The 24,013-nt window shown below is 46.3% G+C and carries 19 protein-coding genes; 9 read left to right on the forward strand and 10 right to left on the reverse strand.

The annotated features are described in order from the left end of the window. Positions 1 to 202 precede the first annotated feature (202 nt). The 5 genes from preA (at position 203) to PWYN_RS13325 (ending at position 4,877) form a co-directional block, all read left to right on the forward strand. Positions 203 to 1,492, forward strand: coding sequence for an NAD-dependent dihydropyrimidine dehydrogenase subunit PreA (preA, locus tag PWYN_RS13305; RefSeq protein ID WP_036652384.1), 1,290 nt, complete (start codon positions 203 to 205; stop codon positions 1,490 to 1,492). Between the two features lie 2 nt (positions 1,493 to 1,494). Continuing rightward, complete coding sequence (hydA, locus tag PWYN_RS13310; protein WP_036652386.1) at positions 1,495 to 2,922, forward strand: dihydropyrimidinase; 1,428 nt, start codon at positions 1,495 to 1,497, stop codon at positions 2,920 to 2,922. Then, the gene (locus PWYN_RS13315; protein WP_036652389.1) at positions 2,922 to 3,134 is read left to right on the forward strand and encodes a hypothetical protein; all 213 of its coding nucleotides are present in this window, start codon (positions 2,922 to 2,924) and stop codon (positions 3,132 to 3,134) included. The genes hydA and PWYN_RS13315 overlap by 1 nt, the downstream gene beginning before the upstream one ends. A gap of 158 nt (positions 3,135 to 3,292) precedes the next feature. Next, positions 3,293 to 3,913, forward strand: a complete 621-nt coding sequence (locus tag PWYN_RS13320) for a TVP38/TMEM64 family protein (protein ID WP_036652391.1) — start codon at positions 3,293 to 3,295, stop codon at positions 3,911 to 3,913. 49 nt (positions 3,914 to 3,962) lie between these two features. After that, positions 3,963 to 4,877 (forward strand): aldo/keto reductase, encoded by a 915-nt coding sequence (locus tag PWYN_RS13325; RefSeq protein WP_036652393.1) that lies wholly within the window; start codon positions 3,963 to 3,965, stop codon positions 4,875 to 4,877. Positions 4,878 to 5,004: 127 nt separating this feature from the next. Here PWYN_RS13325 and PWYN_RS13330 read toward each other — a convergent pair whose 3' ends face one another. The 6 genes from PWYN_RS13330 to PWYN_RS28100 form a co-directional block, all read right to left on the reverse strand. Further along, entirely contained in the window at positions 5,005 to 6,510 is a 1,506-nt protein-coding gene (locus PWYN_RS13330) for an aminotransferase class V-fold PLP-dependent enzyme (RefSeq protein ID WP_036652395.1), read from the reverse strand. A 125-nt stretch (positions 6,511 to 6,635) separates the two neighbouring features. After that, positions 6,636 to 7,112 carry a DsrE/DsrF/DrsH-like family protein gene (locus PWYN_RS13335; protein ID WP_036652398.1) on the reverse strand — a complete coding sequence of 159 codons (477 nt, stop codon included), beginning with the start codon at positions 7,110 to 7,112 and terminating at the stop codon, positions 6,636 to 6,638. 161 nt (positions 7,113 to 7,273) lie between these two features. Beyond that, positions 7,274 to 7,594, reverse strand: a complete 321-nt coding sequence (locus PWYN_RS13340) for a hypothetical protein (protein ID WP_052087934.1) — start codon at positions 7,592 to 7,594, stop codon at positions 7,274 to 7,276. Positions 7,595 to 7,650: 56 nt separating this feature from the next. Beyond that, positions 7,651 to 9,792: a bifunctional diguanylate cyclase/phosphodiesterase gene (locus PWYN_RS28095; protein WP_052087935.1), complete on the reverse strand. Its 2,142-nt coding sequence runs from the start codon at positions 9,790 to 9,792 to the stop codon at positions 7,651 to 7,653. A gap of 278 nt (positions 9,793 to 10,070) precedes the next feature. Continuing rightward, on the reverse strand, positions 10,071 to 10,694 hold the full coding sequence (locus PWYN_RS13350; protein WP_036652400.1) for an acetate uptake transporter: 624 nt from the start codon (positions 10,692 to 10,694) through the stop codon (positions 10,071 to 10,073). A 122-nt stretch (positions 10,695 to 10,816) separates the two neighbouring features. Then, positions 10,817 to 13,177: a bifunctional diguanylate cyclase/phosphodiesterase gene (locus tag PWYN_RS28100; RefSeq protein ID WP_052087936.1), complete on the reverse strand. Its 2,361-nt coding sequence runs from the start codon at positions 13,175 to 13,177 to the stop codon at positions 10,817 to 10,819. A 168-nt stretch (positions 13,178 to 13,345) separates the two neighbouring features. Here PWYN_RS28100 and PWYN_RS13360 point away from each other — a divergent pair, with 168 nt between their 5' ends. The 4 genes from PWYN_RS13360 (at position 13,346) to PWYN_RS13375 (ending at position 18,705) form a co-directional block, all read left to right on the forward strand. Beyond that, a complete protein-coding gene (locus PWYN_RS13360; RefSeq protein WP_036652403.1) occupies positions 13,346 to 14,263 on the forward strand; it encodes a prenyltransferase in 918 nt (305 codons plus the stop codon). 33 nt (positions 14,264 to 14,296) lie between these two features. Further along, complete coding sequence (locus PWYN_RS13365) at positions 14,297 to 15,250, forward strand: 1,4-dihydroxy-2-naphthoate polyprenyltransferase (protein WP_036653834.1); 954 nt, start codon at positions 14,297 to 14,299, stop codon at positions 15,248 to 15,250. 214 nt (positions 15,251 to 15,464) lie between these two features. After that, entirely contained in the window at positions 15,465 to 16,457 is a 993-nt protein-coding gene (locus tag PWYN_RS13370) for a Gfo/Idh/MocA family protein (RefSeq protein ID WP_205622747.1), read from the forward strand. A gap of 235 nt (positions 16,458 to 16,692) precedes the next feature. Then, positions 16,693 to 18,705, forward strand: a complete 2,013-nt coding sequence (locus PWYN_RS13375; protein WP_036652408.1) for a bifunctional diguanylate cyclase/phosphodiesterase — start codon at positions 16,693 to 16,695, stop codon at positions 18,703 to 18,705. Positions 18,706 to 18,848: 143 nt separating this feature from the next. Here PWYN_RS13375 and PWYN_RS13380 read toward each other — a convergent pair whose 3' ends face one another. From PWYN_RS13380 to PWYN_RS13395, 4 genes are all read right to left on the reverse strand, one after another. Beyond that, positions 18,849 to 19,340, reverse strand: a complete 492-nt coding sequence (locus PWYN_RS13380) for a hypothetical protein (RefSeq protein ID WP_036652410.1) — start codon at positions 19,338 to 19,340, stop codon at positions 18,849 to 18,851. Positions 19,341 to 19,492: 152 nt separating this feature from the next. Further along, entirely contained in the window at positions 19,493 to 20,968 is a 1,476-nt protein-coding gene (locus tag PWYN_RS13385; RefSeq protein ID WP_036652413.1) for a protein adenylyltransferase SelO, read from the reverse strand. Between the two features lie 119 nt (positions 20,969 to 21,087). Continuing rightward, entirely contained in the window at positions 21,088 to 21,582 is a 495-nt protein-coding gene (locus PWYN_RS13390; RefSeq protein ID WP_036652415.1) for an LURP-one-related family protein, read from the reverse strand. Positions 21,583 to 22,252: 670 nt separating this feature from the next. After that, positions 22,253 to 23,947 (reverse strand): methyl-accepting chemotaxis protein, encoded by a 1,695-nt coding sequence (locus PWYN_RS13395; RefSeq protein ID WP_036652417.1) that lies wholly within the window; start codon positions 23,945 to 23,947, stop codon positions 22,253 to 22,255. Between the last annotated feature and the right edge of the window lie 66 nt (positions 23,948 to 24,013).

Genomic DNA, 24,013 nt, shown 5'->3' on the forward strand with positions numbered 1-24,013 from the left:
CGCCCGAAAGCTTTCCGTAGGAAAGCTCGCATCGTAAGCATAAGCTGTCTCCGGATTTAATCCGCTAAGGATATAAATCAAATAAATCTGGAGACAACAGCGACCGGAAGTCCAACATTCCCCGTAGTTACGGCAATCACTGGACATAAGTATAATGATTTAATTTTTTAGACTGGCGACAAATCAAAGGGAGGAACCATTCATGGCAGATCTGAGTATTAATCTAGCAGGAATTAAGTCACCCAATCCATTCTGGTTGGCATCAGCGCCGCCTACCAATACAGGTTATCAGGTGCAGCGGGCATTCGAAGCCGGCTGGGGAGGTGCCGTGTGGAAGACACTTGGCGACCCCATTATTAACACCTCATCCCGATTCGCCGCCGTACACTTCAATGGGCAGCGGGTAGCCGGTTTCAACAACATAGAGTTAATCACCGATCGGCCGCTGGAAGTGAATCTGAAGGAAATCTATGAAACGAAAAAAAGATTCCCGAATCATGCAATTATCGCATCCCTGATGGTTGAGCCCACCCAGAAGGCATGGCATGAGATCGTCAAAAGAGTCGAAGCTATCGGTGTCGATGGCCTGGAGCTTAACTTCGGTTGTCCGCACGGAATGGCAGAGCGGGGAATGGGCGCAGCTTCCGGTCAGCAGCCCGATCTCGTGCTGGCACAGACCTCATGGGTGAAGGAAGTGGCAACCACTCCTGTAATTGTGAAGCTAACGCCTAATATTACCGATATTACCGTTGTTGCCCGCCATGCCGTTAAGGGAGGCGCGGACGCAATCAGTATGATTAATACGATCAACAGTCTTGCAGGTGTGGATATTCACAGCTGGAACACGATCCCGCATGTCGGAGGGCAAGGTGCGCATGGAGGCTACTGCGGTCCGGCCGTGAAGCCGATAGCTCTTAGCATGGTAGCGGAATGCGCCCGTGACCTGAACGTTGGCGTACCGATCTCCGGTATTGGCGGAATCTCCACTTGGCAGGATGTTGTTGAATTTATGCTCATGGGCGCTACCGGCATACAGGTGTGTACAGCGGTTATGCATCACGGCTTCCGGATCGTCGAGGAAATGATTGACGGTCTGAATAACTATTTGGATGATAAAGGATTGGCCTCCGTCACCGAGTTGATTGGTAAAACGGTATCCAGATATTCTAACTGGGGAGATTTGGACCTCAACTATAAGGTTGTCGCACGAATTAACGAGGAGAATTGCATCAACTGTAATAAATGCCATATTGCATGCGAGGATGCTTCGCATCAATGTATTGATATGTTGACCAACGCAGAGGGCAAAGCGATTTTGCAAGTTCGGGAAGAAGACTGTGTCGGTTGTAACCTGTGTTCTATCGTTTGTCCGGCAGATGGGGCCATTGATATGGTTCCGTTGGAAAGCGGATTGGCGCCTATGACCTGGAATGAGCGGCAAAAAGTGATCACTACATTGAACGGCTCCTATTCGGAAGCGGAGGTTGTGTAATCATGAAGAAGATCATTAAAAACGGGACCATTGTTACCGCGGCAGATACGTATATAGGAGATGTCGTTCTGGAGGATGGAATGATTACGGCGATTGGCTTGAATCTGGAGGCAGAGGGTGCAGAAATCATTGATGCGGCGGGCTGTTACGTATTTCCCGGCGGAATTGATCCGCATACTCACTTGGATATGCCTTTTGGCGGGACCATTACGGCTGATGACTTTGAGACGGGTACAATAGCTGCCGCTTTCGGTGGAACAACAACTGTAATTGATTTCTGCTTAACCGCCAAAGGAAAACCGCTGCAGGAGGCCGTGGATACGTGGCACCGTAAATCCGAGAATAAGGCCGTCATCGATTACAGCTTCCACCTGATGGTTTCTGAATTGAACGATACGGTGCTGGGCGAGCTTCCGCAAATCATTGAGAGCGAAGGCATTACCTCCCTGAAGGTGTTCATGGCCTATAAGAATGTTCTTCAAGTAGATGATGGCACATTGTTCAAGACCTTGCAGACTGCCAAAAAAGAGGGTGCGCTGGTGATGGTGCATGCCGAAAATGGGGATGTAATTGATCATCTAGTGGAGCAGGCTTTAGCCGCAGGGAATACAGACCCGATCCACCATGCATTGACTCGTCCACCGGAGTTGGAAGGCGAGGCCACTGGCCGAGCGGCTTATTTAACGGAGCTGGCTGATTCCCAGCTGTACGTAGTGCATGTTACCTGTGCCGAAGCAGTATGGAAAATTGCTGAAGCCCGTAAAAAAGGGCTGCGCATTTACGGTGAGACCTGTCCGCAATATTTGGTGCTTGATCAGACGGCGCTTGAGAAGCCGAACTTCGAAGGTGCAAAATATGTATGGTCGCCTCCGCTGCGTGAACAGTGGAATCAGGAGGTTCTATGGGATGCGCTGTGGAGTGGCAGCTTGCAAACCATAGGCTCCGACCAATGCTCCTTTAATTTCAAAGGGCAAAAGGATTTGGGTCTGGGTGATTTCTCCAAAATCCCGAATGGTGGCCCTACCATCGAGGACCGATTTAGTATTTTGTATTCGGAGGGTGTGCTGAAGGGGCGGATTTCTCTGAATAAATTCGTAGATATCATCTCTACCTCCAGCGCCAAGTTGTTCGGATTATTCCCGCAGAAGGGAACCATAGCTGTAGGCAGTGATGCCGATCTAGTGATCTTCGATCCCAACGTGGAAAGAACCCTTTCTGCGGAAACCCACCATATGAATGTGGATTACAACGCCTTTGAGGGCCTTAAGGTAAAAGGTGAACCGGTATCCGTTTTTAGCCGGGGGGAGTTTGTCATCCGCGACAAGACATTCGTCGGTAAACCCGGAGCCGGGAAATACCTGCACCGAAAACGGTTTGAAGCCTCGGCACCCCGCCCGCTTAGAGATAAAGTCAGTGAAGGGGTGGTCTAATGGCAGCCTATGAGGAGTTTGCGAAAGAGCAGCAGGCGATTGACCAGCTGCTTTTCAAAGGCTACACTATTGCCGGCATTCAAGAAGATCTAGACGGTGCTACAGTGAAGTTCGTGATGGGAGAGCCGACGAAGGGTGTCGTATATTTGCAGCTACTTACAGCAGATGCTCGTAAATATGTAACAACGCTGCTCTTTTCTATGAATAGTTAAATATTTATTATACTGTGATGCACAAAGGGACCTCTTTACATAGGAGGTTCCTTTTCGCTGTTATGTATGGAGGCCGATGTGCCTCAACACACAATGATTATCATTCATTATCATGTATAATGAAGTGATAATGTAGAAGATGAGGGGAACACTGATAGATGTATACTCTGGATATTATGTCATGGCTGACAGAGGATAGATTGCTATATATGCTGGAACAATATCGCTCGCTCGGGCCGCTTCCGGGTATCGGGTTGGCCTTTATGAAATCATTCGTGCCGCCGCTTCCAACAATCGGCATTGTAGGATTGAACGCAGCGGTATATGGATTATGGCTAGGGTTCTTGTATTCATGGATAGGGCTGGTAGCGGGCTGTTTGACCACATTTGTGATTATACGAAAAGTAGCCTCTCACCGGTACCTAAAGAAATGGGCGATGCGGCCCAAGGTGGCAAAAAGTATGGTTTGGGTCCGGCAGAGCGGCTTCAGCTATGTCTTTTTGCTCAGTCTTTTTCCAGTAGGACCTTTCGTGGTTATTAATATGGCTGCGGGACTGGCGGGTATGAGGCTGCGTTCTTATCTCCTTGCACTATGTGCGGGCAAGGCTATAATGGTGTTTGCTGTCTCTTATATCGGGAATGATGTAGACCGGTTTATCCGTCATCCGTGGGAAGTGATTTATGTGCTGCTGTTTATTGGATTGTCACTGTGGGGTGTCAAAGCGATAGAGGCGCAATTTGCCAAAGCGGCACGGCGGAGCGGGAAGGGTAATGTATAGTGTTGTTAATGGCTATAATCTATACCACAACAATCTGAGGAGGTCTCGCATGAAGTTTCGCAAGCTGGGAAGTACAGGAATAGATGTATCCGTAATTGGTTTAGGAACATGGCAGTTCGGCGGAGAGTGGGGCAAGGATTTCACTCAAGTTGAAGTGGATGCCATGCTTGATAAGGCGGGGGAACTCGGGATCAATCTGTTAGATACAGCAGAATGCTACGGGGATCACTTGTCTGAGAAGTTTATCGGGAGCTATCTGGCCCGCCGCAAACGGGAGGATTGGATCGTGGCGACGAAATTCGGCCATCATTTCCAGGGTCATCTCGAGCGGGAACAGCTATGGAGTGCTGAGGATGTATTGAAGCAGCTGGACGATTCCCTGCGGGCGCTTCAGAGTGAATATGTAGACTTGTACCAATTCCACTCCGGTACGGATAACGATTTCAATAATGACAAGCTATGGAGCATGCTGGACAGACAAGTTCAAGCAGGCAAAATCCGCCATCTAGGCATTTCCATCAGCGCCTCCAATCAGGGAGTGTATCAGACTTCTTCTGCACCGGGAGTACAAGCGGAAGTTATACAGGTTGTTTATAACAGACTTGATCGTAAGCCGGAAGAACAGATTTTCCCGCTATGCCTAGAGCATAATTTAGGTGTGTTGGCACGGGTTCCGCTGGCCAGTGGGTATTTAAGTGGCAAATATAAGCCGGATGCAGTTTTCCAACCGGGTGATGTTCGAGCTAACCATAATGAGGAGACAAGGAACAAGCAGCTGAAGGAAGTAGGCGAGATCGCTGCAAATGAAGTGCCGCGTGATATTCCTATGGCACAGTGGGCGCTGGCGTGGTGCCTGCAGAACCCGGCTGTGACCAGTGTAATTCCAGGCTGTAAGAATGTAGAGCAGGTGGTCTCCAATGCCGAGGCCGCTGATCTGGATATGGTGCAAGCAGACTTTCAATAAGTAGGTTCTAAGTTACAAAGCTCCACACTTCGTGGGGCTTTTTTTTTGCATTATCTACGCCCAAGTAGCTCGTTTCCGCCCATTCTAATGTACTTTTACACTATAATCGGCTCAAGTAGCTTGTTTCCTATATCATAAAAAGATCGCGAATTTTGGACTCGGACGGCTTCCCGACACTCTTGTGCTCCCAGCTATTTGTTATGGGATTATAGTGGTAATCCCTTTGCCACTCCATGATGTGATGGGTGATTGATCTTAGGGCAGCTACAATCGTATAAACTTCCAGCTCCGTCATAATCGGGTGAAGGGAAATGCGGACCCAGCCCGGTCTTTCCGACTGATCGCCTGTATTCAGAGTCTCTGAAATTTGAGAGGACAGCTTCTTGCCAATACCAAGCAGATAGTGACCATAAGGACCGGCGCAGGCGCAGCCTCCACGGGCTTGAATCCCGAAGCGGTCATTGAGCAGCTGGGCAACGAGGTTGTAATGAATGTTCTTTAGCGTAAAAGAAACGATGCCCAGTCGCTCGGTATGGTCGCCTGCCAAGATTACCAAGCCGGGTATAGTATCCAGACCCTGAAGCAGCTTCTCACACAGCTCCCGTTCGCGAACTCTTATATATTCAACTTTCATAGCTTCTTTCAGATTAAGACAAAGAGCTGTTCGAAAGGCTGCCAAGAATCCAGGTGTTCCTCCGTCCTCACGGGCTTCAATATCCCTTGTATAACATCTTCCGCCCCAAGGATTTACCCATACGACGGTTCCTCCGCCCGGTTCATCGGGGAAACGGCGGTTGTACAGCTCAGCATCAAATATAAGGATTCCGCCTGTGCCCGGGCCTCCCAGGAATTTGTGGGGAGAGAAAAAGATGGCATCCAGCTTCTCCGATGGAGATGGAGGATGCATGTCTATATCTGTATAGGGAGCGCTGGCGGCACAATCTACAAAACAATACCCCCCATGCTTGTGCATAACAGCAGCGAGCTTATGATAGGGTGTTTCCATACCGGTTACATTAGAGCATGCCGTGAAGCTTCCAATCTTAAAGCGTCGAGTGCGATAAAGATGAAGGATATCATCAAGCTGTGTGGGGTCGACACTGCCACCTTCTCCAGGAGGTACAACAACCAACTCCCCGATACTCTCCTGCCACGGCAGAATATTGGAATGATGCTCCATATGACTAATAAAAATAACCGGTCGATCCTCCGGCGCTATCATCATTTGTTCCTGAAACCACTCTGGTTTATTCAGACCGAGAATCCGCTGCAGCTTATTAATGGCTCCTGTTGTGCCGTAGCCGCAGAACAGGAGCGCATCATCCGCTGTAGCGTGGACATGTCTTTTAATAATACTGCGGGCTTCATTGTAGGCTAGGGTCATCGTAAGCCCGGTAGTATTGGATTCAGTATGCGGGTTAGCGACATAGGGGCCAAAGGTCTCCAAGAGACGGCGTTCAATAGGCTCATACAGACGACCGCTTGCGGTCCAGTCGGCGTACAGCAAGGGCTGTCTACCATACGGGGTGGTAATGAAGTGTCTTATGCCAATAGTATGTTCACGAAAAGGCCTGAAATGCTCTTGCAGCGAAGTTGGTGCATCCGTAGAAGAAGCGGGAATGATACTTAGCATGGGACAATCCCTCCAGCCAGCAGTTTCTCCGAGAAACGGTGCCATCTCGTAAAAGGACGGCGCAGTCGTTTCTTCTTGGCCTCAGTATATGCCTGCTCGAGGGAATAGGTTAATGCCCATATGGATTAAATAAACAGCTGCATATCGCTTTCCAGAGCGTCCTTCAAGTAGGCGGAGGCCTCGATGATCTCTACCTCAGGCAGCAGTTCCTCCGGCTTGAAGCCCATGATTTCCACAGAGAGCTTGCAGGCATAGAATTTGATATTTTTTTTGCGTGCACCTTTTAGAAAATGAATCAACTTCGGCGCTCCCTGATCCTCGATCATTTCCTCAAGCATCATCCGTCCTAGACCGCTGAAATTCATGCGCGAGAGCGGCAAATGTTCCGGTCCCTTTGGGGTAACCACGTCCATAATTTTTTCGTAGATGGTTTTGTCCTCAAGCGTCATCGTCTCAGGATCACGAATCAGGAACAGTCCCCAGAAGGCAAAGAACATCGTAACCTCCACATCGATATCTCTAGCTGCATTCGCCAGAATTAACCCTGCCATGGCCTTGTCATATTCACCGCTAAACATTAGTAGGTTGAGCTTTTTACCCATCGGTCGCCTCCGTTAAATCTGGAATGACCTTAGTATGGATCCGCTCTGTAGAAGGTATTCATTGATCTGTAATAGGACAGTAGCTATCTGAAGTTTTTATCGCAAAAAAAAAGCCCCCTATCCGGAGGCTCTTTCTTGAGGACAATTAACACTATGCTGTACTATTCTAGTTTGTCGTCTTCGGTGGATTCTGGGTCCAACGGGCGAAGGAGGTCATAGTGACGGGCCGCAAGCCATACGCTGCTAGTGAACAGCACAATAAGTCCCAATATAATAGCAAACCGCCAATCGCCAGCTTTAAAATTCAACTGGAGAACGGTCAGCACCAAGGCCACCTGAGTCCAAACGAGAGTTCTTTTGCGCAACGCTCCAATATCACCAGTCATCGTAGGCATGCCTCGAATGATACGGTAGGCAAGAATTGCAAGAATCAGAGCAAAAATGGCCGTCCCCAATAATTCGGAAGTCGTAAATATATTCATCTTTTTCAAAGTCCTTTCTCGGGTTCCCTAGGATTATATAATTGTAGTATAGCCCATTATCGGAATAGCTTGCGAATTTCATCGGCAGGCAGCGGGATGTAGAAAAGGAATCCCTGAATATGATGACATTCATGTTTTATGAGGAAATCAGCCTGTTCTTGGGTTTCCACACCTTCAGCGATCAGTTCATATCCAAGCTGGGAAGCTACTAGAGCGATCGATTTAATAATGGTTTCATCAATTGTGCTGACACCAATTCCAGTAATGAAGGTTCGGTCGATTTTGATTTTATTGACCGGGAAATGCTTCAAATAATTCAGTGAAGAATATTTTGTGCCGAAGTCATCGATAGACACGACAATGCCGCGGTCACGCATCAGCTGCAAGAGCGGATAATGTTCTTCGAGAAGTGCCGTGCTCTCCGTAATTTCAAACTCTAGGATATCGGTCTCCAATTGGTATTGATCCAGAATGGAGAATAAATTCTCAATCAAATTACGATGGTAGAACCAGCTGTTCGAGATATTGATGGAGGTTCGCAGCAACTTCATATTGTCTTCCCGCCATTGGCACAACTGTCGGCATACTTCTCGAATGACCCAGTCTGTAAGCTGAATCATCAGTCCGGCCTCTTCAACGGCACCAATAAAATGACCGGGTCCAAGTAAACCCTTCTCAGGATGATTCCAACGGATAAGCGCTTCTAGGCCGGTGATTTCCCCCGTGACTGCATTAACCTGAGGTTGATAATGCAGCACGAACTCATTATTCTCCAGAGCAGAGCGCAGGTTTTTGGCAATCATCGTCTTTTGAGTAAGTTTCTCTCTTAACTCCTGATTGAACAGAAAGTAGTCAGGACCATCCATCATTTTCGCTTGATACATGGACATATCTGCAAATTTCAATAAATCCTCTATGTTCAAAGAATGTTCTGGATATAGAGAGACACCGATACTTGTCGATAAGTTCAGCTGGGTTCCGGCCATGTATAGCGTCGCGGAGATGAGTGACCTAATTTGATTTACGACCACAGAGATCTGGTCACGCGGTAAATCTCCAAACAGCATTACAAATTCATCCCCGCCTGTGCGGGCAAACATTCGAAACGGTATATTTCCGTCTACGATCCGTTTGGCCAATGTTTTAATAACCTGATCCCCTGCTGAATGTCCCAGTGTATCGTTAATTTCCTTAAATTTATTCAAATCCAGGAAAAAAAGAGTGTAGGACTGGGTAGGTTCTGCGCTTTGCAGCAGCCGAGCAAATTCATCCATGAAATACCGGCGATTTGGAATCTCGGTCAGACTGTCATAATAGGCAAGTTTCTCATACAAACGTTCGGATACACGGAGATCGCGGGTACGAATACTTACTATGCGCTCAAGCTCCTGATTGAACCGCCGTTGATGCCATGTTATGTACATTATGAAAGCAATGATTAAAATAAAGGAGAAGTCGATGAAAAGGATGTCCCGCAGTGCTGCCCATTTCTTTTGCGGATCTAGCGTAATCGCCATTAACCATTCCTGGTTATAGAGTTTGATAGGAACCGTGATAATTTTGCCTGTCTTGCTATGCTCATTACCGAATAGAAAGGTACCATCTACCTTAGTAACAAAGACGTCAGTGTCCTTCAAGAGGAATTGATTCACAATGTCATCTATACGCAGGGTTACAGAGACTATACCGCTAAAGGTATCACCATTATACAAGGCTTGCCGGATAATCATGCCGTTGCTGCCTTGAGCAAGGGTTCGCGGACCATCAACGGTTATTGTTTGTGATCGTATTGTTTCTTGGATCATTCCCGGTGTGGATAAAGAGGACTCCAGAAACAAGCTCTTATCCTGAATCGCCGTGTTGCCCACAAGGGGATAAAGGTAATTTATAATGCCATTCGGTGCTACTGTAATGTTCAGCACGTGTTTGGAATTGTTGTAGGCCATAGCTAAATAGCGGTTAATAACGTTGGGGTCAGCATCAAAACCAACCGTTTGGATGAAAGAATAGACACCTTTTACAATCGATACTCTCTCTTCAATATTCGATGTTAGCATGATTGCCTGTGAGGACAAATCGGATTTCAGGGCTTGGTATTCCCGGTCCACCGATAAGGTATAGTAGTAGAATAAAGAGATCTGTAGAACGACTAAGAAGCCGAGGATGATCGTTAAAGGCTTTTTATTAATGAAAGCCATAAATTGCCTCCGATATGCGAAATTCAACATTATTTGCTGTAACTTAAGGGAACGTTTCCCACGCCGCGAGAAAAATGTCGAGAATTGTCGTAGGTGTCTCTATAGCATGTCATTTTTATAGCCATTGCGCAAGAAAAATCATGATAATAATCCTTATAAAAATAAAAAACGGATAGACGGGCATCGCCCCATTCAGGCGATTACCCGTAAATCCGTTTATCTGAAATATAAAAGGTTTAATATTTCGGAAAAGCGGTAACCTGTAGATACTTCTCAGCCTATTTCTTGAATATACGAAGCGGAGCCCCGATAGGTAAGAAAGTGCGTCCGAAATGAGCGTTTAGTACAGATGCACCGCAGCCATAAAGTGAAACAATACCAATGGCTAGCTCGGAGATAGCAGCAAGCTTATGGAAGGCTTCAGCAGCGATTCCAAAGGAGTCGAAAGTGAGTCCAAGAAACAGGAAGTCAATCAATATGAAAATCGTGAGCAGTACCTTGTTGGTTTCTACGGCACCGATCGTCATAAACAACGTGAAGACCAAATATCCTAGAAAAGCAAAACCGAGTTGTTTAGGATCTACAGCTTCAGCCAAAACGGTTCCAAATACACCAAGTTTGATTAGCCAGCTGCCTGCCATGCTGAACCAGAAGAATGCATAGGCACCGAAGGCCGTCATACCAAATGTATTATTGTGCTTCGCATCCTGGATCGCTGCGAAAAGTTGGGCAAAGGCTCCGAGAAAAAGTGCCCAAGGGATAACAAAACTAAGGCCTGAGGTAATTTCAAGTTTCTGAGATGAGGCAACGAGGGTAACAATAGCCAGTCCGAGCAGACCAATTGCACTTGGGTCGGCAGTGACTATTTTGACGGATTGAGTAGATTGAGATTGTGCTGACATGTAAGAAAAGCCTCCAATATTTATAGAAATGTTCGCTCAAAATAACAGCACCCGAGAGGGCGCTGTTATTAAGCTTGCCTATCATATCATATCGTTAATAAATTGCCTATAACCTACTATCATTAATTGTCGTTAAATGGAGTATCTTGTGACAAAAAGGAAATAATTCCTGATGCCTTCAGCGGTTTGCTTATATAATACCCTTGCAGCTCGTCACTACCCAAATTACGCAGCATATCGAATTGAATCTTCAGCTCGATACCCTCAGATACGACCAGGAGACCCAGATTATGACTAAGCTCTATGATTGCTTTAACCAGAGTATCATCAGACTGTGAGTGAGTGATCTCAGATATGAAAGAACGGTCGATCTTAATTACATCTACAGGGAAACGCCGTAGGTAACTTAAGGATGAGAACCCTGTACCGAAATCATCCAGTGAAATCCGGAAGCCGTGCTCTCGGAGGTTCTGCAGGGAGGTGAAGAAGCTGTCACCCGACATGAGTACACTTTCAGTAATTTCAAGCTCTAGGCTGTAAGGGGAAAGGCCATTATCCTTCACTGCCTCTAATAATTCATTCAGCAGATGCGGCTGCATTAACTGCATAGCGGAAATGTTAACAGCGGCTCTTAATGAAAGGCCTTGATCATTAAAGCTGCTCAGATCCCGACAAACCTGCTGAAATACCCATCTTCCTATATTAACGATCGAACCGTTCGATTCAGCAAGGGGGATGAATTCAGAGGGGGAGATAGCCCCATAGGTTGGACTGCTCCAGCGCAGCAATGCCTCAACCTTCCTAATCCCCAACGCTTCTGTTGAAAGTATGGGTTGATAGTGAACCTCTAACTCCTGGTTATCTATCGCCGTTAATAGCTGCTGCCTCAGAACTTTCTTCCGGCGAACACTTTCTTCGAGTGCATCCGAATATTGGAAGAAGTTGTTCCGGCCGGTTTCCTTTACGTGAAACATGGCCAGATCGGCTTGCTTGACCAGAAACTCGGCATCCTTCCCATTCTCAGGATACACGCTTATTCCAATGCTGGCAGTACTATATAGAAGTTGCCCATGGATTTTATGGGGGGCTGATAGAGCCTCCTGAATTTTTTGCAGATATAATTCAATATCTTCTTTCTTATGAATATCGGCTAAGAGAATGGTAAACTCATCGCCTCCTAATCGGGAGGTCAGATTAGGGTCGCCCACAGCACGTGTTATGCGTCTGGAAATTTCCTTCAGGATAGCATCCCCAGAATCATGGCCCCAAGTGTCGTTAACGGTCTTGAAGTTGTCGATATCAATGAACAGAAGCGCAATTTGTGAGTTATTCTGCTTGGCTTTCTCTATCGCCTCATTTAGCCTTGTGAAAAACAAGGTCCGATTGGGCAGCTGAGTAAGAGGATCAAGCTTAGCTTGCAGCTGAAGACTCTCTTGAGCAGACTGTAAAGAAGAGATCATAGCATTAAATTCGTGTTCTACATCACTGAACTCGTCTTTTGTGGTACTGACAATCCGAATGGATAGATCATGACTGCTGCTAATCGATCGAATCTTTCTATTTAATGACGCCATGCGTTTTAGAATAGATCGGTTTACATAGATAACAATGGCGATGCCCGATATTATAGTGATGGAGAAGAAAACCAGTCGAAAGCTTCGAATAGATTGCAGACCGCTCTGATAAATCTCTCTGGGTTGGTCTATGGTCAGAACAAGGGCAGGGTTCCCGAATACATCATCAATTAGAGTATGTATGGTTAAGAGATGCTCCGTCCGAGAAGATGTCCAAGTCGTCTCCCCCTTGTTTTGCTCAAGAAACAGCGGGGTTACGGGGGTTAGTCTGATGCCGAGAGGGCTCAGTCGGCCGATCCGCCTAATTTCCTCTTCGTCAATCATTCTTCCGGCAATAGCAATTCCCTGCATGGTCCCCGTATTATTGCTTTTGACAATAGGTAAATAGGTAACCAACATCGGACCTTCATCTAGGAGAACAATTCCCGAAATACTATCCCAGTTACGGGTCACTTCAGGCAGATTACTCTTAATCTTAGCGAACAGTCCTTCGAATTCAGCCGACAGCGGTGACACTTCTTCATCCTGATTATTATAATAAGTACCGCCATATACAGTTTCTCCATACTTGTTTAATAACGCGATCATATGGAAGTTATTAGTTTCATATGTGGTTTTATCATAATTACTTAAGATGTAGGGATTCAGTACCCGATCAGTCTTAGGTGAAGCAGTAGATACAAATTGGTAGGTATCATCCCACATGGAATAATTAACCAGACTTGTCTTCATCATTTGCAATTCATCATTGTAGGAAGCGACAATATCATGCAGGGTGTTTTGCAGGTCCGCCTCATCCAGCTTATCAAATCGATTTAGTAGAATGAGTTGTACGAATAAATAAGTTACTCCAAGTCCGAACAAAGAGACACATGTGATGAACAGGGCTATTTTTTTACGTAATTTCATAGGGACCCCTTATAGGTAACTTGAGATATTTGGAAGTTTTTCACTATTAGTGTAGCATGATTATGGCTATTTTGGCAGCGAAATTCCTCCCAAAAAGGCGGAGATTGTTGTATGATGTTAATGATAATTATTATCAGATAATAATAATAAAAGGAGATAAGCGTCGAAATGAACAAGTGGTCTTTATTTAAGCAGGCATCCCGGTTTGGAGTAATTCCCGTTATGCTCATTCCGGTTGTACTTGGAACCGTTGGGGCTTATGTATGGGAAGGTATATTCCATCCGGTATTATTTATAATAACCTTTGTTGGGGCGGCTGCGGCTCATTTATTCTCGAATATGGTGAATGATTTATGGGATTTTCGAAATGGAACGGATGTGGAGGCACACCTTACCCCTGAAGTCATAATGACAAATTCGGGTTTTTTATCAGGGGGTGTAGTTACAGAGCGTTTATTCGCGATTCTTACGTGGAGCTTGCTGGCTATTGCTGTTATATGTGGAACGGTGCTCAGTATCCTCAGTGGTTGGGAGATATTATGGTTTGTCGGGGGCGGTGCGCTCATCGCCTATTTTTATGTAGCTCCACCTCTGCGCTTTGGTTATAGGGGTAAGGGGTACAGCGAATTGGCTATTTTTCTCGCTTTTGGTCTTATGCCCGTAATGGGCACTTATTACGTTCAGACGGGCCATTTCAGCATGAAGCCTATATGGTTGTCACTGCCGGTGGGTCTTCTGACGACACTGCTGTTGTTCAATCACCACTTTCTACACTGGAAGGCTGATCAGCAGGTAGGCAAAAGAACGCTGGTCGTGGTATGGGGAGAGCGCAAGGCTCTGATTTTTTCGAGAGTACTGCTGTTTATATCCTATGCCTCTTTGGTAATGTGTGTGGTCTTAGAGGTACTTCCTGTATATGCACTCCTAGCTCTTCTAACTGCACTCCCGGCCCTTCGAGTGTATCGCGGCCTTAAATCGTATAACGCATCACCAGCCTATCTACCGCTTATGGGCGCTTCTCTTAAAGCTTCTACCCGTTGCGGTGGAGTTATGGCCTTAGCTTTATTGGTTCAGGGTATCCTGTAACCCTCTATTCCACATCCGAAGGGTGATATGCTGGTGAATGTTAGGACTTTTTTAAAGTTTGTTGAGATTCAGACAAAGGTTGCCAGCATGATTCCTTTCCTATTAGGAACGCTATATGCCCTGTACCGGTTTGATGACTTTTACGTGCTACGTGCTCTATTGATGTTCGTGTCTTTGCTGAGCTTTGACATGGCGACAACGGCCATTAATAACTATTATGATTTCAAAAAAGCGTCAAAAAAGCACGGTTACGGGTATGAAACGCATAACGCTATTGTTCATCACAAGCTGAAGGAGAGTGTGGTAGTCACAACTATTGTGACGTTGCTGCTGCTGGCAGTGGGCGGGGGAATAGCGCTGGTGTCACAGACTGGACTCCTTGTCTTCCTGCTCGGGGGATTATCGTTTCTGATTGGGATCCTATACTCTTTCGGGCCGATACCCATTTCGAGAATGCCGCTCGGAGAGCTGTTCTCCGGTCTCTTCATGGGCTTTGTAATCATCTTCATCTCGGCATATATCCATACTGATGTGAGTGTGGTGGCGCTTCTAATTCAGGACGGCTGGGTCAACCTGCATGTTAATATCTTGGAGGTTCTCTACCTTTTCTGGTTCTCGGTCCCGGCGATCCTGGGGATTGCCGGCATCATGCTGGCCAATAATATCTGCGATATTGAAGATGATATCGAGAATCGCAGATATACTCTGCCAGTCTACATTGGTAAGAATAACGCGATTCTGCTGTTCAAACTGCTCTATTATGTGTCTTTTCTGGACCTCATCGTACTCCTGCTCCTTGGGGTGAATGTGGTACTGGTACTCTTGATATTGCTGACCCTGATTCCGCTTCGCCGTAATATTTCGTTGTTTGCCGAGAACCCGGACAAAGCAACAACCTTTATCTTATCCGTTAAAAACTTCGTTCTTATGAGTGTTGCACGTATCGCAATTCTAAGCGTTGCTGTTTTACTTCATTCATTGAGTTAAGAATTCTTCCGCTATATAAGATGAACTTAAGATATTAACTTAAGGCTCAGCCGTCACTACCGTGAAGATTTGGACTTCCGGCCGCTGTTGTATCCAGATTTCTTTGATTTAACCCGCTTTTAGCGGTTGAAATCCGGATACAGCTTATGCTTTCGGGCGGTCGCTATCGCTCCTACAGTTCCAAATTTCCATAACTAAGAAAGAGGTGTAGGTGATGAAACAAAAACTTCGCTGGGGAATCATGGGTTGTGCCCAAATTGCGACAGGATCAGTTATGCCCGCAATTGTAGAATCTGAGAGTGGAGTCATTCAGGGTATAGCCAGCCGTGGGCTGGAGAAAAGCAGTGCTGTAGCCGCAGAGTTCGGAGTGAAAAATGCCTATGGAAGCTATGAAGAACTGCTTAGCGATGAGGAGGTCGATGCTGTTTATATCCCGCTTCCTAATCACCTACACCGGGAGTGGGTGATCCGAGCTGCGGAAGCTGGCAAGCATGTGCTGTGCGAAAAACCGATTGCGCTCAACAGCAGTGAAGCTGCAGAAATGGTCGATGCCTGTAATAAGGCGGGTGTACATCTGGCAGAGGCCTACATGTATCGGCATCATCCGCGGATTTCTGAGGTGCAGGCGCTGATTGCAAGTGGTGAAATTGGGGATCTTCGGTCCATCCGGGGTACTTTCACCTACAATGATGCCGGAGATACTACTAATATTCGCTTCCGGTCGGATTGGGGCGGCGGATCATTATATGATATTGGCTGTTATCCGTTAACCGCAGCACGGTTGCTGTATGGTGTGGAGCCGGAAGCGGTGACGGTGCATGCTATTTTCTCTCCCGAGCATGACAATGTGGATATGATGGCCTCGGGTCTGGTGGAGTTTCCAGGGGGTCTGAGTCTGATTTTTGACTGCGGAATGTGGGCTTACAACCGCCAGTTTCTGGAGATCACAGGCACGGAAGGAAGAATAGAGATCCCCATGCCGTTTAATGCCAGATATGAGGATGCTGACTTTTCTGTACATACTGCAGACGGTACGCGTCTCGTAAAAGCAACGGGGGCTAATCCTTATGTTAATCAGGTGGATAATTTCGCAGCAGCAGTCTTCGAAGGAAGTCCTCTATATAAGGCGGAAGATGCGATATCCAATATGATTCTGCTGGAAACCTGCCTTCGTTCAGCCAAAGAACGGGTAAGATTTACTCTGTGATAAGTACCGTCAAATATGGACATTTGTTGCGCATCTAAAAAAAAGGGCTCAAAACCCAGTATTTTCTTAGACAGTCCGTCAAATACAGGGTAAAATATGGGCGTAACCGTATCTTCTTGGGATACCTATAATCATTACGCACTCTTCCATTTATCCAATATTCGTGTACTGATCCTTCTAAGAAATGCACTGCAGCGATTGTGATAATTATTTTAACGGGTGAAGAGGTTGACAGATGGATCAAATGGGAATCCACTATAATAATTGGATTGTTCTATTATCATTCGTATTAGCGGTAACAGCGGCATATTCGGCTATTAATCTGATTTCGCAAGTATCCCATTCGATGGGCAGAATTCGGAGTTTATGGCTTTTATCGGGAGCATGTGTCCTGGGCAGCGGGATTTGGGCCATGCATTTTGTCGGTATTTTGGCGAGCCGTATGCCTTTTGAGGTTGGGTATCATCCGGGTATGGCCTTTTTGTCCATGCTGGTGGGCATGTTTGCCTGTTACTTGGCACTTCGGTTTGTTTTTACACCATATCCTAAGCGATGGCGGCTTATTGTGAGTTCTATTATACTTGGGACCGGCATTTCCGGAATGCATTACATAGGTATGTTCTCTATGGAGATTGAGGCAACCATTCATTATAGCTTACTAAAGCAGGCACTTTCGTTCATGATCGCTGTATTATTTTCCTATATGGGGATTTATTTATTTACAAGATTCAAAGACGATCGAGGCTTCAGTAAATGGAAGCTCTGTTCTGCACTTTGCATAGGCATTGCAATGACGGGTATGCATTACACCAGCATAAGTGCAAGTTATTTTGAGTACGATGTATGGAACAGCACCAAGCCTTTCCTGATGCAGACGGATGTTATTTTGCTCACGGGGGTTTCGTTGGTAACGCTGTTTATGTTCACGATTTCCGGTGGGGCCGTATTTTTGGATCGTAATGTGCTTGAACGTATGGCCTATCATGATCCGCTGACAGAACTGCCGAACCGTCACGGCTTGGAGAGGTATTTTGAGAGTGACTTTTTCAGAGGGACTTCCGGTGCGGTGTTTTTTATTGACCTGGACCGCTTTAAGTCAATCAATGATACATTGGGTCATGATATCGGGGATATGCTGCTGCAGGAGGTTGCTGGCAGGTTGGAGAACTGTATCGGTGACAATGGCAAGGTATTCAGGCTGGGCGGTGATGAATTTCTGATCGCTCTTCCACACTGTACCTTAGAAGAGGCCGGAGAGAGTGCCCAAGGTATTTTACAGGAGGTCAAGAAGCCTTACACGATTGAGGATAATGAGCTGTATGTTACCGCTAGTGTGGGGATTAGCTTAACACCTGTCCACGGGACGGACCGTTCTGCACTAATGAAGGCTGCGGATACCGCACTATATACCTCCAAGGATTCCGGAAAGAACAAATTTAGCGTGTTTGACCTAGAGATGAACCGCTATCAAGTGCGCCGAATGTCCCTCGAGAAGGATTTGCGTAAGGCACTGGCCAGGTCGGAGTTCATGGTGGTGTATCAACCGAAATGGGATTCGATCACAAATGTTACGGTTGGCCTTGAATCGCTGCTGCGTTGGAGACATCCGGAGCACGGTATTATCTCTCCAGTGGAATTTATTCCAATTGCAGAAGAGACAGGTCTTATTGTTCCCATTACGTATTGGATGCTGCATGAAGTCTGCAGTCAGAATATGCTTTGGCATAAGGAAGATGTTGCGACTGTTGCAGTGTCTATCAATATGTCGGCACGTATGTTTGAGGGTGAGAGCCTATACGACATTGTTGAAGAGGCCTTGACTCGTTCGGGTCTTGCCCCTCATTTTCTAGAGCTGGAGATTACAGAATCGATTGCCATGAACAATATGGAAGAGACTGTAGTGCTGCTGTCCAAGCTAAGGAAGCTCGGAGTAAGAGTGTCATTGGACGATTTCGGTACCGGGTTCTCATCCTTAGGCAGTTTAGATGAAATACCGATCAACACGCTCAAGATTGATCAGGTATTCATCCGCAAAAGCAAGATGCACTCCAAGAAGGCCATTATAAGTAATATTATTGCGATTGCGGCTAACCTTAATATGGAAGTTATCGCGGAAGGTGTAGAGACCACAGAGCAGATTGAACTGCTGCAGTCACTGGGCTGCACGGTCATGCAGGGGTATTACTATGGTAAGCCTATGCCGGTGAATGAATTAGGACAGTGGTTTTTGGATAAAAAAGCAGTCTAAAGCATAAATATCACATAACTATAAGCTGTGAATTTCTTGAATGTACATAGATCGCTTGTTGTAAAAGTGAGAGAGCTCTCATAATTACTGCAGGGCGGTCTTTTTAGTCTGGAATCATTACCTGAATGAATGCCGTAGCGTGATTATTCTCCATATTTCTTTTTCCATTGTTCGGTCCATTCGGAATAACTCAATCCAGTGACTTCCTCCAATGTTTTACCGTCTACTGAATAACAACTTCCAACCATACCTTCCACATCGGGAAAAGAGTATCCGCCAATAACTTTACCTTCGGAGAGCATCACATACACATTACTCTTTGCATGATATATCTTTTCCAAAGGATGATTAGAAACGGTGAAGCCATATATGATTACTTTTTTTCCAAAGTACAAATCAGGCTCTGCCTGTTGAACGCCCCATGCCTGTTGAAAAGGCAGTGATTCTGGATGTCCGAAAAGTTTGCTCTTATCCAAAGTGTAGCTATAAACTTCACCTAGGGGGAAATCCACATAATATCCATGCTCCTTCACGTATTGTTTGGCAATTTTCTCATCACTAGCCACCTGGCGGCTGCACCCAACAAAAATTAACGCAAATAAACTAATCAAAATCCCATAATATAAACTCCTCACTCTTGCACCCCCTATTTGGAAAATACTCCTAACCCTTATACTGATCGAAATATTTGAAGTTGCGTAATTCTGCTTCACACCAAGAAAAGGCAGCCCGTAATGTTACGGTCTGCCCTTTCTTGGTGTTTAATAAATGGGCCCTATGGTTCGGATCAGGTACCGCAAAAAGTACGGTAGGGATGGGCTGATGATTCAGGCATTGTGCAGAACTCAGCTTGTTCAGGTAAATGTTCGTAGGGGCTTGAGAGTGCTTCCAGAAGCCGCTCCATCACGTGGTAGTCTCCTTGGTTCACCGCGGAAGCAAGGGCTTCTTCTACCCGATGGTTTCTAGGGATCAGCGCGGGATTACTGCTGCGCATCAATTGATGCGAAGAGGCATGAGGCTCCTGCTGCCTGCCTAGTCTCGCCTGCCACAGCTCCAGCCACTGCGAAAATTCAGCGGTGCCAGACAAAGCCGTATCCTCAAGCTTATCAAAAGTTAATGCGCGGAAGGTGTTGGTGTAATCCGCACGATACTTCTGCATCATATGGAGCAGGCTCTCAATAAGGGGCTCATCCTGCGGCTCTTCATCAAACAATCCCAGTTTAGTTCTCATTCCCGTAAGCCAATTACGGTTAAACTGCTCACCAAAATCCGAGAGCGCGTCCTCAGCCAGTTGAACGGCCTTCTCCTCGTCATCGTGCAGCAGCGGCAATAGGGTTTCTGCGAATCTGGTAAGATTCCAAGCTGCAATCTGCGGCTGATTACCATAGGCGTAGCGGCCTTGAATGTCAATGGAGCTAAATACCGTTGCCGGGTCATAAGTATCCATGAATGCGCAAGGACCGTAATCTATGGTTTCTCCGCTAAGAGCCATGTTATCGGTGTTCATCACTCCGTGAATAAAACCAACAAGCTGCCATTTGGCGATTAGCACAGCCTGACGCTTGATAACTTCCTGAAGAAGGCGAAGATAGCGATTCTCTTCAGCATCAATTTCTGGAAAATGCCTTTGCAATGTGTAATCGGCGAGAGCTTGGAGATCCTCTGCGGTGCCCCATTTTGCAACGTATTGAAAGGTGCCGACCCGTAAGTGACTGGCAGCTACACGGGTCAGAACAGCACCGGGTTCTTCGGTGTCGCGGATGACGGGTTCACCGGTTGTTACCACCGCTAAACTGCGGGTGGTAGCAATACCAAGGGCATGCATGGCTTCGCTGATTATGTATTCGCGCAGCATCGGCCCTAGCGCAGCCCGGCCGTCTCCTCCCCTGGAGTAGGGCGTTCTACCTGAACCCTTAAGCTGAATGTCGTATCGCTCTGCTGTGGGAGTGATCTGTTCTCCAAGCAGCACAGCACGGCCATCCCCTAACTTGGTGAAATGCCCGAATTGGTGTCCTGCATAAGCCTGAGCAAGAGGGAAGGCGCCTTCGGGTACCTGATTGCCGGCGAACACCGCTACGCCATCATTGCTTTGCAACGCTTGGACGTTCAACCCCAGTGAGGTCGCCAACGGATCATTAAGAATAATCAACTCAGGGGATCGTACAGAAGTAGGGGCCTGTTTGGTGAAAATGGATTCCGGCAGACGAGCATAGCTGTTGTCGAAATTCCACCCTGTTTCTAGGGTTTTCTTTTTCTCTGTCATATGGGCACTCCTCCTTTTTCTTTTGGCATATCTTTATACTTTCATTTCCCTATTTTATAGCATACAAAGAGTGCCTTTAGTGTTTGCACCTACCTATTTATTATACCCGTTTAAAGGGATCAGCTGCTTGCTGCTGCTTGCTGGCTTTTCTGAATCGCATGCATGCCCATGATTACGGCAACAAGCTCATAAGTATCCAAAAGTTCGCTTTTATTATTCAGATGAAAGGCACCTGAAGAGAACCAGTTGTTTATTTGTTCAAATTGGGCGACAAGCATTCCGGATTCATCGGCTATCGCATATTCCTTAGAAAACGCAGGAGATGTAATCTCGTATTCACCTCGCCCCTGGGTCTCATAAGTAAATTTCTTGGTGAAAAAAGAAAGTCTGCTTCTTAATACACCTAATAGATCTCCATCGGCATCAGCAACCTCCCATTTACCTGAAAAAAATGGAAACTTCCCTTTGTATAGCAGATCACCGTTCTGCCCATACACATCAATTGAAGCGCTGAATGCTCTCTTCAAATCGACATGACCGATGGTTTCTTCCTTGTCGTTGAGAATCTCCGTAATACCGGTACTAAAAAACTTATCCCGAAAGTATAGGTTCAATACACTCGCCTCCTTTGAAATCAATACGATGCAAAAAGTGTAAAGTTACACTTATCCGGACTCAGAATCCGTTATTTCACCAAATCGGGGCTATAACGAAGGCATGCGGACTCAGGAACGTTAATTACTTAAATAACCTCATTTCTAGCGCATTCCAAGGTAATAACGGATCCACAGTCCGCACAGCATCTAAAAGCCCGATTCTAGAGGAATAGCGGCTCCACAGTCCGCATCCTGTTGAGACTAATGTGTTAGGTGCGAGCGGTTTATAATACTCAATAGAGAGCAGTAGGTGGTAATATATACAGCGACCAAAACCAGCTAAATAGTATGTCAAGTTAGATCCATTGGGCAAGAAAAGTTGGTCCATGGTAATTGAATGTACAAAGAAATCGCTCCTTTAAATGGTTGGTGGTAGACTTCCATTTGACCAAAGGGCGATTTCTTTTTTGATTTTATGAGATTTTGAGTATGGTCTACCGCTGAAACCAGCGGAGAGGACGGAATGATTGCGTAAAAGCGATAGCGTTCGCCTTTGTCTCCAGATGTACACTGCTAAGTGTAATTCAATACATCTGGAGACAACAGCGATTGTAGCAACGTTCCGTTCGCGGAGCGTCTCTCAGAACGCCTACTTACCAATTGCTCAAAAAAGAAGGACTGTCCCAGCTTATACTTTGAACTGGTCTACCAGAACCTGAAGCTTGTCCGCCATAGAGGATAGGAAAGCAGCCGAAGCCTCTACTTCCTCCATCGCCGCAAGCTGCTCTTGTGAAGAAGCTGACAAGCTCTCTGCTCCTGCGGCGGTTTGATTGGATATGTTCACGATGTTCTGAATAGAATGGACTAGCCCATCTGAAATCGTGGCCAGCTCCCGTACCGTTGTAGATATCTGCTGGCTTTGAGCAGCCATTTCGGACACGGAGTTTTCAATCTCAGAGAAGGAATGTCCGGCAGACATAATCATCTCTTTGCCTTGGCCCATCTCATGGGTGGAACGCTTCATATTTTCTCCGGCTTTATCCATCTGATTAACAATTAAGCCTACCAATTCGCCAATTTGTCCGGCTGAGTTGGCAGAGCGTTCTGCAAGCTTCCGTACAGAGTTAGCAACTACAGCGAAGCCGCGGCCTTCTTCACCGGCGCGTGCTGCTTCAATAGCAGCATTCAGAGAGAGGAGGTTGGTTTCTTCGGCAATACTGGCAATTGTACCAACAATACTCTCAATCTCCTTGGAGTGGCTGGACAGGGAGTCTATAATGCCAGACAGATGCATGATGCTCTCATTCACAACCAACATCTGGCCTGTGCTGGAATCGATTGCCTCCCGGCCTGTACGGGCTTTCTCTGCGTTAATGACGGCGTTATTCATAGCTTTGTCAGCATTTCCGGCGATTTCCACAATAAAGCGTGACATGTCTTGTACCGCCTGATAACTGCCCTCCAAATTCTGCAGTTGAGTCTGTGATCCCTCGGCCAGCTCAATGGTAATGTTAACGCTATGCTCTCCGGCCCGGTTCGTCTCCTGGGCACTGGCAGATAACTCCTCTGATGATGAGGCGACTTGTAAGGAGGTATCATTAACTTCCGTGATGAGTTTCCGCAGACTTAATGTCATATCGTTGAAGTCACGGGCAAGGGTACCGATCTCGTCCTTGCTGTTGAATAGAATTGGGTCATGAGTAAGATCGCCCTTGGCAACGAGATTAACGGATGTAGACAGCTTGGATAGTGGACTAACCATGCGGCGGATCAAGAGATACGCGATCAGAATAGCAATAATTAAGATAGATGACCCTATAATAAAGGGCTGTACAATAATATCCATGGTCCGTTCCTGAATCAAGGGACCGTCGAAATTAATAGCCATTAAAGCAACGATAGGTTTAGTGGGGTCGTGGTCCTGATAGATGGGTCCGTAGCCTGTTTTAAGAGAGATGCCTTCATATGTATAGATCTCGGAGTAAGTGGAGTGCTTCATGGTGGTGATCGTTTTCTTGTCCTCTTCGTTGAAATAGAAGGAGTCTCCAGCCTTATAGCCTCTATTTTTGAAACTGCTGTCGGCGGCTAGAACCTTGCCATCCAGAGACAGGATAAAGGCTTCCTTAAAGATTGGCTTGTGCTTAATGATCCAGCTGATCCGATCCTCAATGGCTTTTAGTTTGCTGTTATCACCCGCTACAAGAGCGGCGATATCCTTTGGATCAATAAGGCCTGTAGTAATATTAGCGCATCCTACCAATTCAATACCGGCAGCCTCATCCACCTGATTATGAGCCGTTCGGTAACCGACAAACCCTATGGATGATCCCACAAGCAGCAAAACAATAAGCATCATCCATGTTAATTTAGTTGCTAACTTCATTCTCTATCCCACCAGCCTCGATATTTTGTTTTCAGTGATCTTATATCACTGCTACGATTATAGCGT

This window comes from Paenibacillus wynnii, from assembly GCF_000757885.1.
Classification (GTDB): domain Bacteria; phylum Bacillota; class Bacilli; order Paenibacillales; family Paenibacillaceae; genus Paenibacillus_AQ; species Paenibacillus_AQ wynnii.

Excerpts from the sequence above, each read along its gene's own strand:
- PWYN_RS13395 (WP_036652417.1), bottom strand. The coding sequence starts at position 23,947 with ATGAAGTTAGCAACTAAATTAACATGGATGATGCTTATTGTTTTGCTG.
- PWYN_RS13335 (WP_036652398.1), bottom strand. The coding sequence starts at position 7,112 with ATGGGTAAAAAGCTCAACCTACTAATGTTTAGCGGTGAATATGACAAG.
- PWYN_RS28095 (WP_052087935.1), bottom strand. The coding sequence starts at position 9,792 with ATGGCTTTCATTAATAAAAAGCCTTTAACGATCATCCTCGGCTTCTTA.
- PWYN_RS13340 (WP_052087934.1), bottom strand. The coding sequence starts at position 7,594 with ATGAATATATTTACGACTTCCGAATTATTGGGGACGGCCATTTTTGCT.
- PWYN_RS13320 (WP_036652391.1), top strand. The coding sequence starts at position 3,293 with ATGTATACTCTGGATATTATGTCATGGCTGACAGAGGATAGATTGCTA.
- PWYN_RS13385 (WP_036652413.1), bottom strand. The coding sequence starts at position 20,968 with ATGACAGAGAAAAAGAAAACCCTAGAAACAGGGTGGAATTTCGACAAC.
- PWYN_RS13375 (WP_036652408.1), top strand. The coding sequence starts at position 16,693 with ATGGATCAAATGGGAATCCACTATAATAATTGGATTGTTCTATTATCA.
- PWYN_RS13370 (WP_205622747.1), top strand. The coding sequence starts at position 15,465 with ATGAAACAAAAACTTCGCTGGGGAATCATGGGTTGTGCCCAAATTGCG.
- preA (WP_036652384.1), top strand. The coding sequence starts at position 203 with ATGGCAGATCTGAGTATTAATCTAGCAGGAATTAAGTCACCCAATCCA.
- PWYN_RS28100 (WP_052087936.1), bottom strand. The coding sequence starts at position 13,177 with ATGAAATTACGTAAAAAAATAGCCCTGTTCATCACATGTGTCTCTTTG.
- PWYN_RS13360 (WP_036652403.1), top strand. The coding sequence starts at position 13,346 with ATGAACAAGTGGTCTTTATTTAAGCAGGCATCCCGGTTTGGAGTAATT.
- PWYN_RS13330 (WP_036652395.1), bottom strand. The coding sequence starts at position 6,510 with ATGCTAAGTATCATTCCCGCTTCTTCTACGGATGCACCAACTTCGCTG.
- PWYN_RS13315 (WP_036652389.1), top strand. The coding sequence starts at position 2,922 with ATGGCAGCCTATGAGGAGTTTGCGAAAGAGCAGCAGGCGATTGACCAG.
- PWYN_RS13325 (WP_036652393.1), top strand. The coding sequence starts at position 3,963 with ATGAAGTTTCGCAAGCTGGGAAGTACAGGAATAGATGTATCCGTAATT.
- PWYN_RS13350 (WP_036652400.1), bottom strand. The coding sequence starts at position 10,694 with ATGTCAGCACAATCTCAATCTACTCAATCCGTCAAAATAGTCACTGCC.
- hydA (WP_036652386.1), top strand. The coding sequence starts at position 1,495 with ATGAAGAAGATCATTAAAAACGGGACCATTGTTACCGCGGCAGATACG.